The organism is Alteromonas sp. CH_MED4-4 (assembly GCF_037029575.1).
GTDB lineage: Bacteria > Pseudomonadota > Gammaproteobacteria > Enterobacterales > Alteromonadaceae > Alteromonas > Alteromonas macleodii.
On record NZ_JAYMEU010000015.1, the window covers coordinates 55,147 to 70,818 of the forward strand.

Below are 15,672 nucleotides of genomic sequence, written 5' to 3' on the forward strand. Positions count from 1 at the left end.
AAAGCAGCAGGTGGCTTTACACACACGAAGAAATTAGAACTTGTAGTTAAATCCTAGCAAGTAGTTCGTTCCATAAGTTTGGAACTGCGTGATTTGACGGCCGTCAGCCGCTGACGCTTGAATATCATCTTCATCGGTCAGGTTCTGTGCTTGTAAAGTAACACGTAGGCCTTCTAGATATTCGATACCAGACTCGCTAAAGTCATAGCCAATTTGCGCATCAACAAGCGTACCGCCTTGCTTCGTTGCATCAACTAACGCCAAACTAACACCACGTTCTTCAGTTAGGTACTGATCGCGTTTTGTTGCCGCAAGACGGAATTCGAAACCAGCATTCTCATAGAAGAAAGTCATACTGTAAGACTCTTCAGATAGTCCCGGAATACGTGTTTCAGTTTGACCTGGAGCCGCGTCAACTTCACCATCCATAAAGGTTGCACTTGCGAACAAACCGAAGCCTTCAAGTGAATCATGGATCATGTCAAATGGAAGTGAACCTTGTAATTCGTAACCGCGAACAAAGCCTTCGAACCCATCTAGTACACTGCTTACTTGACCTGTGAACAATACAGGAGTTTGACCTTCAGAGCCCTGATGTAGCTCAGGAATATAAAACTCTGTGAAATCAGCCACAATTGACGTGCTGCGGTGCCAGTTTTTAATGTCTTTATAGAAGAACGACACAGCTACATAACCTGTATCTGCAAAGTAGTTCTCATAAGCTAGGTCAAACTGGTTTGCTTCAAGCGGACGCAATTCAGGGTTACCAGCACTACCACCCCATGGACCATTTTCAATGTCAGGGCTAGTGATTTGGTTATCGTTGAATGAGAACGTAACCTGAGTATTTGGACGCATGTCATCCATACGCGGACGAGAAATAACTTTGCTCAAGCCCAAGCGCACAAACTGGCCCTCAGCCACTTCTGCTGAAAGGTTAAGTGTTGGAAGAACATCTGTGTAGTCTGCGCCACCTGTTACAGGGCTAGCAATGGTGTAACCTTCGCGATCAGACGTTGCAGAGAAACCTGTCGATTCTTGATCTGCACTTACTACTTGAAGGCCTACGTTACCGCGAACCCAAATATCGCCAACTTCCATTTCCAAATCTAGTTTGGTGTAAAGGGTAAGTAGCTCTTCATCAACGGTGTAAGTATCACCTAAGCGATCGTTTTGAACGCGGCTTGCATCGCTTTCAATGTAATAACCACTTTCGAAAAGGCCTAGCGAGTCGTACGCTAACACGCCGTCAATTCCAATAAAGTTAAGGTTCGTTACGCCTAGCACTTCAGGAATAGCAGCATTTCCAGGATATGAAGGCGCTGTTAGGTAAGCACCGTTATTGTCTTTAGATTTAGAGCGGTCAGAATATACAACACCAGCAGATAGGCCAGTTACCACACCCCAATCTACATAGCCTTTAACGTCGAAACGAAGGGTATCAAGCTCTTCTTCGAAAAGCGGCTGGTTTACGAAACCATCCTGTGCATCAGACTCAAGTAACGGACGTGCTCCCCATGCTTGCGGACCTGCAAGGCTAATAAGTGTTGGGTCGGTAAGGTCAACCGGTGCAATAGTTGGGTGGTCAGAGAACATTACACCAGAAGATGTCATTTCCCAGCTACGTGCAGTAATTGGACGGCCTTCAGTACCAGCACGACCTACACCTGAGTAGCTTTCTACATCGACAATTTCTTTTTCAACTTTACCGGTAGAGTAATCAAGCTCTAGTGTCCAAGAGTCGTTGATTTGGTATTCAGCATTAATGCCTACTGTGGTTAGGTCTGCTTCTTGACGACGCGCATCGTTACGTACAACGCTATAGAAACCATCAGAGTAACCGCTGGTTACAAGACCGTTTTCAACACCAGTGATAGTGTAAGCGCTTGTACCCCACTCTGCACCGCCTTCTTCAAGACCACGACGTACGTCGTCTTCAACGAAATCGATATAAAGTGCATCAAGTTGGATATTGAGCTTGTCGGTAGGCGCCCATTCAACAACAGCGGCAATTGAGTCACGTTCTAGCATTGCTGAACGCTGGAATGAATCGTGACCGCCCAATACAACAGTACCATCAGGAACGTCTACAGTGTCTTGACCATCGTATCGACGAGGGTTCCAAAGAGGATTTCCGTTATCGTCGAACGTGTTTTCTGGTGTAGTGTTTACTGTGGCGTAACCCCAACCGCGGAAGTGTTGCTCCTGACGTGGAGACTCCATGCTCGCAACAGTTAGCGCTAAACCAATCGTATCGTCGGCAAATTGATCGACAAAGTTTAAAGAAATGCGGTGACCGTCGTTGTCAAAATCTGGGTTTGGAGAGTCTTCAGCATTTTTTTCGAACGTGCCGTTTACGGTAAACGTGCTTTCTGCCGTTAAAGGCTTAACCGTTTGAAGGTCAATTGAACCACCGATATTTTGGGTAGTCATGCCCGCTTCTGGTGTTTTGTATACCAGAATGTTTGAAATGATTTCCGTTGGATAAAGGTCAAACTCAACCCCACGGTTATCACCCATACCTAGAAGCTCACGACCGTTCAGTGACGTACCAACGTAGTTCTCGTTAAAACCACGAACAGAGATACCACTTGTACGACCGTTACGACGTTCACCAGTTACACCAGGAAGACGTGCGATTGATTCTGCAATACTGGTATCTGGTAACTTACCAATATCTTCTGCTGATAACGCTTCAACAATTGAGGTGTTATCCATTTTGATTGCTTGAGCACGCTGTAAGCTGCCGCGAATACCGCTAACTTGAATTACTTCAAGATTTGCTTCATCAACAGCATCAGTGTTTGCATCTTGTGCAAATGCTGGTGCACTACCAAACGCCATACCGCCTGAAATAAGCGCAGCTTTAATTAGGTTGGGTTTAAATTGTTTCATAAAACGGGTGTCCCATACGGTTATAGTTGTTGTCTTTTTGTTGTTCTTATGACAATTAAATGACAATACATCTCGTCGGCATAATGCTATAGAGGACCTAGGGTTTGCACAATTGCCTGCATACGTATTCAATAAAATTTGTGCAACACGCCGTTAACAAAGGATATGCAGGCCTTTATGTAATTTAACAACACAAAATGGATTATACGGGGCTTTTACGGCAGATAGTTGTAATTTTGTTACATGCATTTCTGCAGAGTTGTTAATAAGTGCGCACAAAAAAGCCCGCTTAAAGCGGGCTTTTATCACAAAATTGTTAAGCGTTAGCTTACCAACCTGTAGTCTCGCGAAGCGCCTTGCCGATTTCAGCAAGTGAACGTACAGTTTTAACGCCAGCGTCTTCTAGTGCTTTGAATTTCTCATCAGCAGTACCTTTACCGCCTGCGATGATTGCACCAGCGTGACCCATACGCTTACCTGGAGGAGCAGTAACACCAGCAATGTAAGAAACAACAGGCTTGGTTACATTAGCTTTAATGAACGCTGCTGCTTCTTCTTCAGCTGTACCACCGATCTCACCGATCATTACGATAGCTTCAGTTTGTGGATCGTCTTGGAACATCTGAAGGATGTCGATGAAGTTTGAACCAGGAATTGGGTCGCCACCGATACCAACACAAGTAGACTGGCCAAAACCTTCGTCAGTGGTTTGCTTAACCGCTTCGTACGTAAGTGTACCAGAGCGAGAAACAATACCTACTTTACCAGGCTTGTGGATGTGACCAGGCATGATACCAATTTTACACTCTCCAGGAGTGATTACACCTGGGCAGTTTGGACCGATCATGCGAACGCCTTTCGCTTCTACGTATTCTTTAACGTAAAGCATATCTAGCGTTGGGATACCTTCAGTGATACATACGATTAGCTCGATACCCGCATCTGCAGCTTCAACAATTGAATCTTTACAGAAAGGTGCTGGTACATAGATAACTGTTGCAGTTGCGCCAGTTGCTTCTACCGCTTCACGTACAGTATTGAATACTGGAAGACCTAGGTGCTCAGTACCGCCTTTACCTGGTGTTACACCACCAACCATTTGCGTACCGTAAGCAATTGCTTGCTCAGAGTGGAAAGTACCCTGACCACCAGTGAAACCCTGACAAATTACTTTAGTATCTTTATTAATTAATACAGACATTATTTGCCCTCCGCTGCAGCAACAACTTTCTGCGCTGCATCAGTTAGAGATTCAGCAGCAATGATATCTAGACCAGAGTTCGCTAGAACTTCACGGCCAAGCTCTGCATTGGTACCTTCAAGACGTACAACTACAGGTACTTCTACGCCAACTTCTTTAACCGCACCAATGATACCTTCTGCAATCATGTCACAGCGAACGATACCACCGAAGATGTTAACCAATACCGCTTTAACATTGTCATCAGAAAGAATGATTTTGAATGCTTCAGCTACACGCTCTTTAGTTGCGCCGCCACCAACGTCTAGGAAGTTAGCTGGCTTCCCACCGTGTAGGTTTACGATGTCCATAGTACCCATTGCTAGGCCTGCACCGTTAACCATACAACCTACATTACCGTCTAGCGCAACATAGTTTAGTTCCCACTGAGCAGCATGAGCTTCACGCGCATCTTCTTGTGAAGGATCTTGCATATCTTTCAGCTTAGGCTGACGATATAGCGCGTTACCATCGATACCTACTTTCGCGTCAAGGCAGTGTAGGTTACCGTCAGTTTTGATAACTAGCGGGTTGATTTCGATAAGCGCAACGTCAAGCTCTTCAAACATCTTAGCTAGGCCAAGGAAGATTTGAGTGAATTGCTTGATTTGTACGCCAGAAAGACCTAGAGCAAACGCCATTTCGCGCGCTTGATAAGGCTGAGGACCTACAATTGGGTCGATTTCAGCTTTAAGGATTTTCTCTGGAGTTTCTTCTGCAACAGTTTCAATCTCAACGCCACCTTCAGTAGATGCCATGAATACAACGCGACGGGTTGTACGGTCAACTACTGCACCAAGGTAAAGCTCGTTAGCGATATCTGTGCAAGATTCAACTAGGATTTTGCTCACAGGCTGACCGTTTTCGTCAGTCTGGAAAGTCACCAAATTTTTGCCAAGCCAGTTTTCAGCGAAAGCGCGAATGTCGTCTTTGTTTTTAACTAGCTTTACACCGCCAGCTTTACCGCGACCGCCCGCGTGTACCTGACACTTAACTACCCACTCGTTTCCGCCAATTCGGTCAGCGGCTTCTACAGCACCTTGAGCAGTGTCTGCTGCGTATCCTTCAGAAACAGGCAAACCGTATTCTTTGAATAGCTGCTTACCTTGGTATTCATGCAAATTCATGGTGTTTCTATCCGATTTTTAGTAAGACAAAAGCCGCAAATGCGACTTGATTAGTTTGACTGATATTATAGGGCAAATATCAGCGTTGCGTTAGGCGCAAAGCAAGCATACACAAGCTAAACGCCTAACCACAATTCCGTGAGACGAAAGTCTTATACGTCTAGAAGTAGACGTGTTGGATCTTCTAGCATCTCTTTAACGGTTACCAAGAAACCTACTGATTCTTTACCATCGATAATACGGTGGTCATAAGAAAGCGCTAGGTACATCATTGGTAGAATTTCTACTTTGCCATTAACAGCCATTGGACGATCTTGGATTTTATGCATACCCAAAATAGCGCTCTGTGGCGGGTTAATGATTGGTGTAGACATTAGTGAACCAAACACACCACCGTTGGTGATTGTGAAATTACCACCTTGTAGTTCAGCCAATGACAGCTTACCGTCACGGCCTTTAAGTGCTAGTTCCTTAATTCCTTTTTCAACACCTGCCATGCCTAGTGTGTCAGTATCTTTAAGTACTGGTGTTACAAGGCCACGTGGTGTAGAAACAGCAATCGATACATCGAAGTAGTTGTGATAAACAATGTCATCACCGTCGATAGACGCGTTAACTTCAGGGAAACGCTTAAGAGCTTCGGTTACCGCTTTCACGTAGAAAGACATGAAACCAAGGCGAATACCGTGACGCTTCTCGAAGCTGTCTTGATACTGCTTACGAAGGTCCATGATTGGCTTCATGTTTACTTCGTTAAACGTTGTTAGCATTGCTGTAGAGTTTTTCGCTTCAAGAAGACGGTTAGCAATTGTCTTGCGAAGACGCGTCATAGGAACACGCTTCTCTGTACGATTACCCGTTGGTAAGTCAGCTGAAACAGATTCAGACGCAGCAGGCGCTGCCTTCGCTGAGCTGTCGCCGCCTTTAAGGTATTTCTCTACGTCTTCTTTAGTGATACGGCCATTTTTGCCAGTGCCTTTCACTTTAGCTGCGTCAACACCTTTTTCTGCAAGTAAGCGACGAACAGAAGGACTAAGCGCATCGCTGCTCTCGTCACTGTCATCGCTTTCGCTTGACGCTGCTGGAGCAGAAGCGCCGCTTGCTGCACCTTCTACAAATTTAGCAATCACTTCTTCAGCTGTTACGGTGGCGCCCTCTTCTGCGATAATTTCAGCAAGAGAACCGTCTGCAGGAGCAACAACTTCTAGTACTACTTTATCAGTTTCGATATCAACCAAGTTTTGGTCGCGAGAAACTGCTTCACCTACAGCTACGTGCCACGTTGCGATTGTCGCGTCAGCTACAGATTCAGGAAGTACTGGTACTTTAACATCAGATGTTTTTCCAGAAGCCGCTGGAGCCGCATCTGATTTAGAATCGTCTTTCGCTTTGCTTTCTGTTTTAGCTTCAGCTGGTGCAGCAGCACCACCCTTTTCTAATTTAGCAATAACTTGCTCGCCTAAAACAGTTGCACCCTCTTCGTTTAGGATCTCACCAATTGTACCGTCCGCTGGCGCCACAACTTCTAAAACCACTTTATCAGTTTCAATATCAACCAGGTTCTGGTCTCGTTTAACTGCGTCACCGGCCTTTACGTGCCAGGTTGCAATGGTGGCATCGGCAACTGACTCAGGTAGAACCGGAACTTTTATCTCAATTGTCATTACTGTTCCTTATTTAATTGTGAGTGCGTTTTCAACCAGGGCTTTCTGTTGCTGGTTGTGAACGGATACATAACCTACTGCAGGTGACGAGGATGCATCACGGCCTGCATATGTTAATTTTGCACCATCTGGAATTGCTTGCCAGAAATGGTGTTGGCTACAGTACCAAGCGCCTTGGTTTTGAGGCTCTTCTTGACACCAAACCCAATCTTTTACGTGGCTGTATTGTGCCACAACTTTAGCGCATTCTTCTTGTGGGAATGGATAAAGTTGCTCTAAACGGATGATTGCGACGTCTGTTTGCTCATTTTTACGGCGCTGGTCTAACAAATCGTAGTAAACCTTGCCTGAACACATAACAACACGCTTCACATTCTTCGGATCGATATCATCAATTTCGCCAATTACGTTATGGAATTTGCCTTCTGCAAGTTCCTCTAACGAAGATACAGCCATTGGATGACGTAATAGTGACTTAGGTGACATCACGATAAGTGGTTTACGCATTGGACGAACCACTTGGCGTCTAAGCATGTTGTAAACCTGAGCGGGTGTTGAAGGTACACACACTTGCCAGTTGTGGTCAGCACACATTTGCAAGAATCGCTCAAGACGCGCAGAACTATGCTCTGGGCCTTGGCCTTCATAACCATGTGGAAGTAAAACGGTTAGGCCACACAAACGGCCCCACTTCGCTTCACCTGAGCTCAAGAACTGATCAAATACAACCTGAGCGCCGTTAGCGAAGTCACCAAACTGGGCTTCCCAAATAGTCAGACACGTTGGCTCCGCTGTCGCATAACCATACTCAAATGCCATAACCGCTTCTTCTGAAAGCACAGAGTCGTAAATTTCGATCTCGCCCTGTCCTTCACGAATATGCTGTAGTGGCATATATGTCGACGCATCTTTTTGATTGTGTAACACCGCGTGACGGTGGAAGAAAGTACCACGGCCTGAATCCTGACCGGTAATACGAATATCTTCGCCGGCATCAACGATAGTTGCATAGGCCAAGTTTTCAGCCATGCCCCAATCAAGCATTTTCTCGCCAGCAACCATCGCTTTACGGTCTTGGTAAAGCTTGTTTACGCGAGACTGAAGCTTGTGCTCTTCAGGAATAGTAGTGATTGACTCACCTAGCTCTTTGAGCTTCTCAACTGAAAGCGAACCATCGTAAGGCGTATCCCAGTCGTGACCAAGATATGGAGACCAGTCAACGCTGTGCTCTGTCATTGGACGCCACTCTTCAACAACGCACGCGCCGTGGTCGAGCGCTTCACGATATTCTTCAAGATAGCGGTCTGCGTCACGTTGCTCGATTACACCTTCAGCTATTAACTGGTCAGCATAAAGAACACGTGGAACCGGGTGCTTCTTAATTTTTTGGTACATCAACGGTTGCGTGGCGTTTGGCTCATCCGCTTCGTTGTGACCATGACGACGGTAACAAACTAAATCAATTACAACGTCTTTCTTAAACTTATTGCGGTATTCAAGCGCAAGCTGCGTAACAAAGGCAACCGCTTCTGGATCGTCTGAGTTCACATGGAAAATCGGTGCCTGTACCATCTTCGCGATGTCAGTACAATATTGCGTTGAACGGGTATCTTCAGTCTTCGATGTGGTGAAACCAACTTGGTTATTTACCACAATACGAACCGTACCACCTACAGCAAAGCCGCGAGTTTGCGACATGTTGAAGGTTTCTTGTACTACCCCCTGACCAGCAATTGCCGAGTCACCGTGAATAGTGATAGGCAGTACTGTATTCGTGTCATCATTGCGACGCGCAAGACGTGCACGTACAGACCCCATAACTACAGGGTTTACAATCTCAAGGTGAGACGGGTTAAACGCTAGTGCTAAGTGAACATTGCCGCCTGGAGTCGCGAAGTCAGACGAGAAACCTGCGTGGTATTTCACGTCACCCGCGCCTAGTGAGTCGTCGTGCTTACCTGAAAATTCATCAAACAGCACCGATGGGTTTTTACCCAATACGTTAACTAGCACGTTCAAACGACCACGGTGAGCCATGCCGATAACCACTTCTTTGGTACCTGCAGTGCCAGCCTTGGTGATTAAGCCTTTCAGCATAGGAATAAGTGCATCGCCGCCTTCTAGAGAGAAACGCTTTGCCCCTGGGAATTTAGAACCCAAGTACTTTTCCATTCCGTCAGCCGCAGTAAGACCTTTAAGAATTCCTAGCTTTTCGTCGCGAGAAATTTCAGGTTTTGCTTGAACAGATTCAATTTTTTGTTGCAACCAGCGTTTCTGTTCAGTATCGGTAATATGCATGTACTCTGCACCGATAGAGCCACAGTATGTGCGGTTTAACGATTTAAACAGTTCACCCAAAGGCATTGAATCTTTGCCAATGGCATACGAACCTACATTGAATACTGAATCGAAATCTTGCTCAGAAAGGCTGTGGTGAGAAAGTTCTAAATCGCGTACACGCTCTTGTTTCCATAGACCTAGCGGGTCAAGGTTTGCGTGCTGATGACCGCGGAAGCGGAACGCATTGATTAACTGAAGAACTTTAACTTGCCTGTCGTCTGAAACATTTGCAGAAGGCACAGACGGACTAGACATGCGGGCGGTTGGCCCTAACGCAGCAAGTTGCCTAAATTGATTTTTAATTGTTGTATGATTGGTTTCTAACTCTACGCCATCGACTTTGGGGAGGTTATCGAAGATTTGTCGCCAATTTTCAGAGACACTTTGCGGGTCTTCTAAATAAGTTTCATACAACTCTTCAACATAGGCAGCGTTGGCACCTGCCATGTGCGAGGAATCCCACCACGCTTTCATCACGCTTTCTTGCATTTAATTTGCCTTGCTACGTTTTATAAAATCTAGTTAACAATCAAGATGTATTATAAGGTTATTCTCAGCATAACCAAGTGTTATAACAGCGAATATATAAAAAAATAGCCATCCTTTTGGGATGGCTATTTAGAGCATCACTATCTGTAACTTTAAGAAGTTATCAGAATATAGTACTAAACAGCCCGTTGTAAAAGCATAGACTTAATTTGGCCTATCGCTTTTGTAGGGTTTAAGCCCTTAGGACATACACTTACACAGTTCATGATACCGTGACAGCGGAATACGCTGAACGCATCATCAAGGTCGTTAAGACGCTCTTCAGTTGCCGTATCACGGCTATCGATAAGGAAACGATACGCGTGAAGTAGACCAGCAGGACCGATGAACTTATCAGGGTTCCACCAGAAAGATGGGCATGACGTTGAACAACATGCACATAGAATACACTCGTAAAGACCGTCAAGTTTCGCACGCTCTTCAGGTGACTGTAAGTGTTCGCGCGCTGGCGGCTGCTTACTGTCGTTGATTAAGAACGGCTTAATCTTTTCGTACTGTGTGTAGAACTGCGTCATATCAACAACAAGGTCACGTACAACAGGTAGACCTGGAAGTGGACGAACTACTATTTTACCTTTGCCCAGTGCAGATAAAGGAGTGATACACGCAAGGCCATTTTTGCCGTTCATGTTCACACCGTCTGAACCACACACACCTTCACGGCAAGAGCGACGGAAAGAAAGCGTCGGATCTTGCTCTTTAAGTGCAAGTAGCGCGTCTAGCACCATCATGTCCTGACCTTCCTCTACTTCTAGAGTGTAGTCTTGCATGCGAGGCTTCGCATCTACTTCTGGGTTGTAACGATAAATCGAAAAAGTTAATTGCATGATCGTTGCCTCTCTTAATATGAACGCACTTTAGGCGGGAATGCTTCCCTAAGCTTAGGCGCCATATTCACTTCACGTTTAAGCATTTTATCAGTGTTCGGATCGTAGATGCTGTGGCATAACCAGTTATCGTCATCACGGTCCGGGAAGTCGAAGCGGCTGTGAGCACCACGGCTTTCCGTTCTGAAGTTCGCTGCTACTGCTGTGCTGTACGCGGTTTCCATTAGGTTATCAAGCTCTAAACATTCAATACGCTGGGTATTGAAGTCTGCGCTCTTGTCGTCAAGGCGTGCATGCTTAAGACGCTCGCGAATTTCGCTAAGCTCTTTAAGACCTTCCGCCATTGCTTCACCTTCACGGAATACTGAGAAGTTAAGCTGCATGCATTTCTGCAAGTCTTTCTTAATTTGTACTGGGTCTTCGCCCTTACCTTTCTCTGAATTTTCCCAACGGTTGAAACGCGTCATAGAGGCTTCAAGATCAGACTCTGATGCGTCGCGTGTTGGTGCCATTTCAGACAATGTCTTACCAAGGTGTAAACCGGTCGCGCGACCGAATACAACAAGGTCAAGAAGTGAGTTACCGCCAAGACGGTTCGCACCGTGTACAGATACACAGGCTATCTCACCACAAGCAAACAGACCGTTAACAACCTTGTCGTTACCGTTTTCATCAACCGTTAGACATTGGCCATCAACATTTGTAGGAATACCACCCATCATATAGTGACAAGTAGGAATTACTGGAATTGGCTCTTTCACTGGGTCAACGTGTGCAAACGTACGTGAAAGTTCAAGGATACCAGGTAGACGAGACTCAAGAACGTCTTTACCAAGGTGGTCAAGCTTAAGCTTAATGTGAGTACCCCATGGGCCTTCACAACCACGACCTTCACGAATTTCAGTCATCATTGAACGCGCAACAACGTCACGACCAGCAAGGTCTTTCGCGTTAGGCGCATAACGTTCCATGAAACGTTCGCCGTCTTTGTTTAGAAGGTAACCACCTTCACCACGACAACCTTCTGTTACCAATGTTCCTGCGCCAGCGATACCCGTTGGGTGGAACTGCCACATTTCCATATCTTGAACTGCAACGCCTGCACGAAGTGCCATACCAACACCGTCACCGGTATTGATGTGTGCATTTGTAGTAGATGCGTAGATACGACCCGCACCACCTGTTGCAAGTACAACTGCGCGAGACTTGAAGTAAACTACTTCACCAGATTCGATATCAATCGCGGTACAACCAACAACGTCTCCGTCTTGGTTCTTAACTAGGTCAAGTGCATACCACTCAGAGAAAACTTTTGTTTTGTTCTTTACGTTTTGCTGGTAAAGAAGGTGTAGAAGCGCATGACCAGTACGGTCAGCTGCAGCTGCTGTACGAGCGCCCTGCTCGCCACCAAAGTTCTTAGACTGACCGCCAAAAGGACGCTGGTAGATTTTACCGTTTTCGAAACGAGAAAATGGTAGACCCATATTTTCCATTTCGATAATTGCTTCCGGACCAGTTTTACACATGTATTCGATAGCGTCTTGGTCACCGATATAATCAGAACCCTTAACGGTGTCATACATGTGCCATTCCCAATTGTCTTCGTGTGAATTACCAAGTGCTACAGTAATACCACCTTGAGCAGACACAGTATGAGAACGGGTTGGAAATACTTTTGATAACAGTGCACATGATTTACCAGACTGCGAAATCTGTAGTGCTGCGCGCATACCTGCACCGCCAGCACCAATTACTACTGCATCAAACTCGTGAACGGGTAAACTCATTTTACACTCCCCACAATACGAATAGGCCAACAGCTACATAGCCGAATGCGATGATATTTAAGATATATTGTAGTCCTGCGCGCAGACCTGCTGATTTAACATAGTCTGTAAGCACCTGCCAAAGGCCGATGCGCACGTGGATCATCACTGCTACTAGTGCTGCCAATGTGAAAACTTTCATAGCCAGGCCAGAGAACAACCCTCGCCATTCGATAAACGTTAGGTTATCGGTGGTAATAAAGAACCACGCCATGAAAACCGAGTACGCGAAAATAATTGCTGCTGTAGCGCGAAGTGAAACGTAGTCTTGTACGCCGTCACGCTTAATGCTTGCTTGGTTGGTTACCATAATGCAACTCCCAATACTACGGTCAGTACAACCCAAAGTGCGATTACAGCTTTTGCACTTGTGTTACCCGACTCTAATTCTTCCCAGTGACCTAAATCCATAACAACGTGTCTTAGGCCGCCTAGAATGTGATATGTCAGCGCTGAAGCTGTGCCAATTGCGACAAATTTTCCAAAGAAACCGTCCATGATTGCTTGTACGTCCGCGAAACCTTCAGGCGAATGAACAGAAACTGCCCATGCCCAGATAACAAAAAGTAGCGCGAAGAACATTGCAACACCGGTTACACGGTGGAGAATTGACGAAATAGCAGAGGGCGGAAATTTAATAGTATTGAGTTCTAAATTTACTGGTCTTTGCTTTTTCACAATGTATGCCTGTTTAATCCGTAGGGGATAATGAATTTCTTACCTTTATTATGTCCTGAGTAAGTGAATTCGATTTTTAACCTGTTAATTGCCTCATCCATTGAGTTGTTAACAATTTGTGAATTATTCTTTAATGCCTGTAACAGAATAATTATTCCATTTCCAAAGCACCGCTGAGTATATCCAGCGTAGTATATAATTACAATTTTTTGTGCCGTAGTAAGACTTTAGTCGCTATATACACTTTTATGATAATTATTTTGAATAAAAAGAGATCAAAATTGAGCGCAACACGTTTAAACGAGCGCAATTACAGTGTTAAGAAGTTTACCAGCAGCTAAATGGAATAACTATGCATAACAACGAGAAATTAAGCACTTTTAATCTGTATGCGTATTTATTCCTCATCAAAAGGTTACTTTTTAAACTAACCTGTTAATATATTTATCGTTCGGTGGTTTACCTTTATCGAAAAGCCATTGATAATTGCACCGTATCGGGCAAAGTGAAATCCCAACGAGTTAATTAATCGTTATCTGATTGCTAGTATTTTTTTAAGCAATTCGGAATATTTATTGTGCAAATATGCAATTAAATTGACTTGTTGGTGCATAATAAAGTACAAATACGCCCACTTTTCCCAACGAAGCGGATATTTTCGTCCGTTTTCGCTGCAAACAGAACCATTCTGAGGAGAGCATTTTATGGCAGATCAGAAAGCCATTCTTAAAGCCGGCGGTAAGGAAATCGAGCTTCCTATCTTGTCTGGCACCGAAGGACAAGATGTAATCGATGTCCGTACGTTAGGCCAGCACGGTTATTTCACGTACGACCCAGGTTTTATGGCGACAGGATCTTGCGAGTCTTCAATTACCTACATTGATGGCGCTCAAGGTGTATTATTACACCGCGGTTTCCCTATCGAAGAACTAGCGCGTGATGCAGACTACTTAGAAGTTTGTCACATGCTTCTTCACGGTGATGCACCAACAAAAGAACAGTACGAAGAATTTAAAGAGACAATTACTCGTCACACCATGGTACATGAACAAATTAACATGTTCTTCCACGGTTTCCGCAACGACGCCCACCCTATGGCAATGCTATGTGGTACCGTTGGCGCGATGTCTTCGTTCTACCACAGCGATTTAGACGTTTCTAATGAAGAACAGCGCATTCGCAGCGCGCACCGTCTAATTGCTAAAATGCCTACTCTTGTTGCTATGTGCTACAAGTACAATGTAGGTCAGCCGTTTGTTTATCCACGAAACGACTTAAGCTATGCCGCTAACTTCCTGAACATGATGTTCTCTGTACCAGCAGAAGAATATCAAATCAGCCCAGCTGTTGAGCGCGCGATGGACCGTATCTTTACGCTTCACGCAGACCACGAACAGAATGCTTCAACGTCTACCGTTCGTCTTGCCGGTTCTTCTGGTGCGAACCCATATGCATGTATTTCTGCTGGTGTTGCTTCACTTTGGGGTCCTGCTCATGGTGGTGCAAACGAAGCATGTCTGAACATGCTAGAAGAAATTGGTACAGTTGATCGTATTCCTGAGTTTATTGCACGCGCTAAAGACAAGAATGACCCATTCCGTCTTATGGGCTTCGGTCACCGTGTTTATAAGAACCACGATCCACGTGCAACGGTAATGCGTGAAAGTTGTCACGAAGTACTAAGCGAACTTAATGTTAAAGATCCACTACTAGAAGTAGCAATGGAGCTTGAAAAGATTGCATTGAGTGACCCGTACTTTGCAGAGAAGAAACTGTTCCCGAACGTAGACTTCTATTCTGGTATCGTACTTAAAGCGATTGGTATTCCAACTAACATGTTTACGTGTATTTTTGCCCTGTCTCGTACAGTAGGTTGGATTTCACACTGGCATGAAATGATGAGCGACCCTAAACAAAAAATTGGTCGTCCTCGTCAGCTTTACACTGGTCATAACCAGCGTAAGTACACGCCAATTAAGTAGTAAATTAGTAAATACTGAACTAAGTATTACGCTTAATAGTAAAAATAGCGCCTTTAAGGCGCTATTTTTGTTTATACAAGATTACTTCAAGGAACAACAATGCCCTATTCAGCGGTTTTTCTAGGTATTGCCGGTCTCATTCCTTTTGTGGCTATGCCACTGGCTTATCAGCTTAACCTGTTATCGCTTACACAAAGCGCCGTTTACTTTGTCCAATACTCAGCCGTGCTATTGTCTTTCTTTGGTGGTATCCATTGGTGGGACGCAATAAGTAATCAACGTTACGACAAGCAAATGTTAGTCGCTATGTTGCCGACCATAATTGGGTGGTTGTGTTTAGTGTTCTCTCACGACGTGAAGGTGTTTGGCGTTTTATCGCTAAGCTACGTCGCCGTACTTATTTACGACAAGTTTATCCTTAGTCTTCCTAAAGAGCAGATTGTAAGTTACATAAGCTTGCGGATGGGATTAACAAGTGTCGTTGTTATCTGTCACGCCTGGATGATTTACTTGCTCGTATAACGTTACTACTAACAGCTTAGCG

11 protein-coding genes are annotated in these 15,672 nt (G+C 44.9%); 2 read left to right on the forward strand and 9 right to left on the reverse strand.

Annotated features, from left to right (window positions below; genetic code table 11):
- Positions 1–33: 33 nt before the first annotated feature.
- The 9 genes from WA381_RS11965 to sdhC form a co-directional block, all read right to left on the reverse strand.
- The gene (locus tag WA381_RS11965) at positions 34–2,895 is read right to left on the reverse strand and encodes a TonB-dependent receptor (protein WP_156086417.1); all 2,862 of its coding nucleotides are present in this window, start codon (positions 2,893–2,895) and stop codon (positions 34–36) included.
- Between the two features lie 328 nt (positions 2,896–3,223).
- Complete coding sequence (gene sucD, locus WA381_RS11970) at positions 3,224–4,096, reverse strand: succinate--CoA ligase subunit alpha (RefSeq protein ID WP_012518366.1); 873 nt, start codon at positions 4,094–4,096, stop codon at positions 3,224–3,226.
- A complete protein-coding gene (gene sucC, locus WA381_RS11975) occupies positions 4,096–5,262 on the reverse strand; it encodes an ADP-forming succinate--CoA ligase subunit beta (RefSeq protein ID WP_014949450.1) in 1,167 nt (388 codons plus the stop codon). Before sucC ends, sucD begins: the two co-directional genes overlap by 1 nt.
- Positions 5,263–5,414: 152 nt before the next feature.
- Positions 5,415–6,926 (reverse strand): 2-oxoglutarate dehydrogenase complex dihydrolipoyllysine-residue succinyltransferase, encoded by a 1,512-nt coding sequence (odhB, locus tag WA381_RS11980; protein ID WP_014949449.1) that lies wholly within the window; start codon positions 6,924–6,926, stop codon positions 5,415–5,417.
- Between the two features lie 9 nt (positions 6,927–6,935).
- The gene (gene sucA / locus WA381_RS11985; RefSeq protein ID WP_014949448.1) at positions 6,936–9,755 is read right to left on the reverse strand and encodes a 2-oxoglutarate dehydrogenase E1 component; all 2,820 of its coding nucleotides are present in this window, start codon (positions 9,753–9,755) and stop codon (positions 6,936–6,938) included.
- 176 nt (positions 9,756–9,931) lie between these two features.
- Entirely contained in the window at positions 9,932–10,642 is a 711-nt protein-coding gene (locus tag WA381_RS11990; protein WP_012518362.1) for a succinate dehydrogenase iron-sulfur subunit, read from the reverse strand.
- Between the two features lie 14 nt (positions 10,643–10,656).
- A complete protein-coding gene (gene sdhA, locus WA381_RS11995; RefSeq protein ID WP_014949447.1) occupies positions 10,657–12,429 on the reverse strand; it encodes a succinate dehydrogenase flavoprotein subunit in 1,773 nt (590 codons plus the stop codon).
- Position 12,430: 1 nt separating this feature from the next.
- Positions 12,431–12,778 (reverse strand): succinate dehydrogenase, hydrophobic membrane anchor protein, encoded by a 348-nt coding sequence (gene sdhD / locus WA381_RS12000; RefSeq protein ID WP_014949446.1) that lies wholly within the window; start codon positions 12,776–12,778, stop codon positions 12,431–12,433.
- Positions 12,772–13,146, reverse strand: a complete 375-nt coding sequence (gene sdhC, locus WA381_RS12005) for a succinate dehydrogenase, cytochrome b556 subunit (protein WP_014949445.1) — start codon at positions 13,144–13,146, stop codon at positions 12,772–12,774. Before sdhC ends, sdhD begins: the two co-directional genes overlap by 7 nt.
- A 704-nt stretch (positions 13,147–13,850) precedes the next feature.
- On the opposite strand from sdhC, the gene WA381_RS12010 reads away from it, so the two are divergent.
- Complete coding sequence (locus WA381_RS12010; RefSeq protein ID WP_014949444.1) at positions 13,851–15,128, forward strand: citrate synthase; 1,278 nt, start codon at positions 13,851–13,853, stop codon at positions 15,126–15,128.
- Positions 15,129–15,227: 99 nt separating this feature from the next.
- Positions 15,228–15,650, forward strand: coding sequence for a DUF3429 domain-containing protein (locus tag WA381_RS12015; protein ID WP_014949443.1), 423 nt, complete (start codon positions 15,228–15,230; stop codon positions 15,648–15,650).
- Positions 15,651–15,672: the final 22 nt, after the last annotated feature.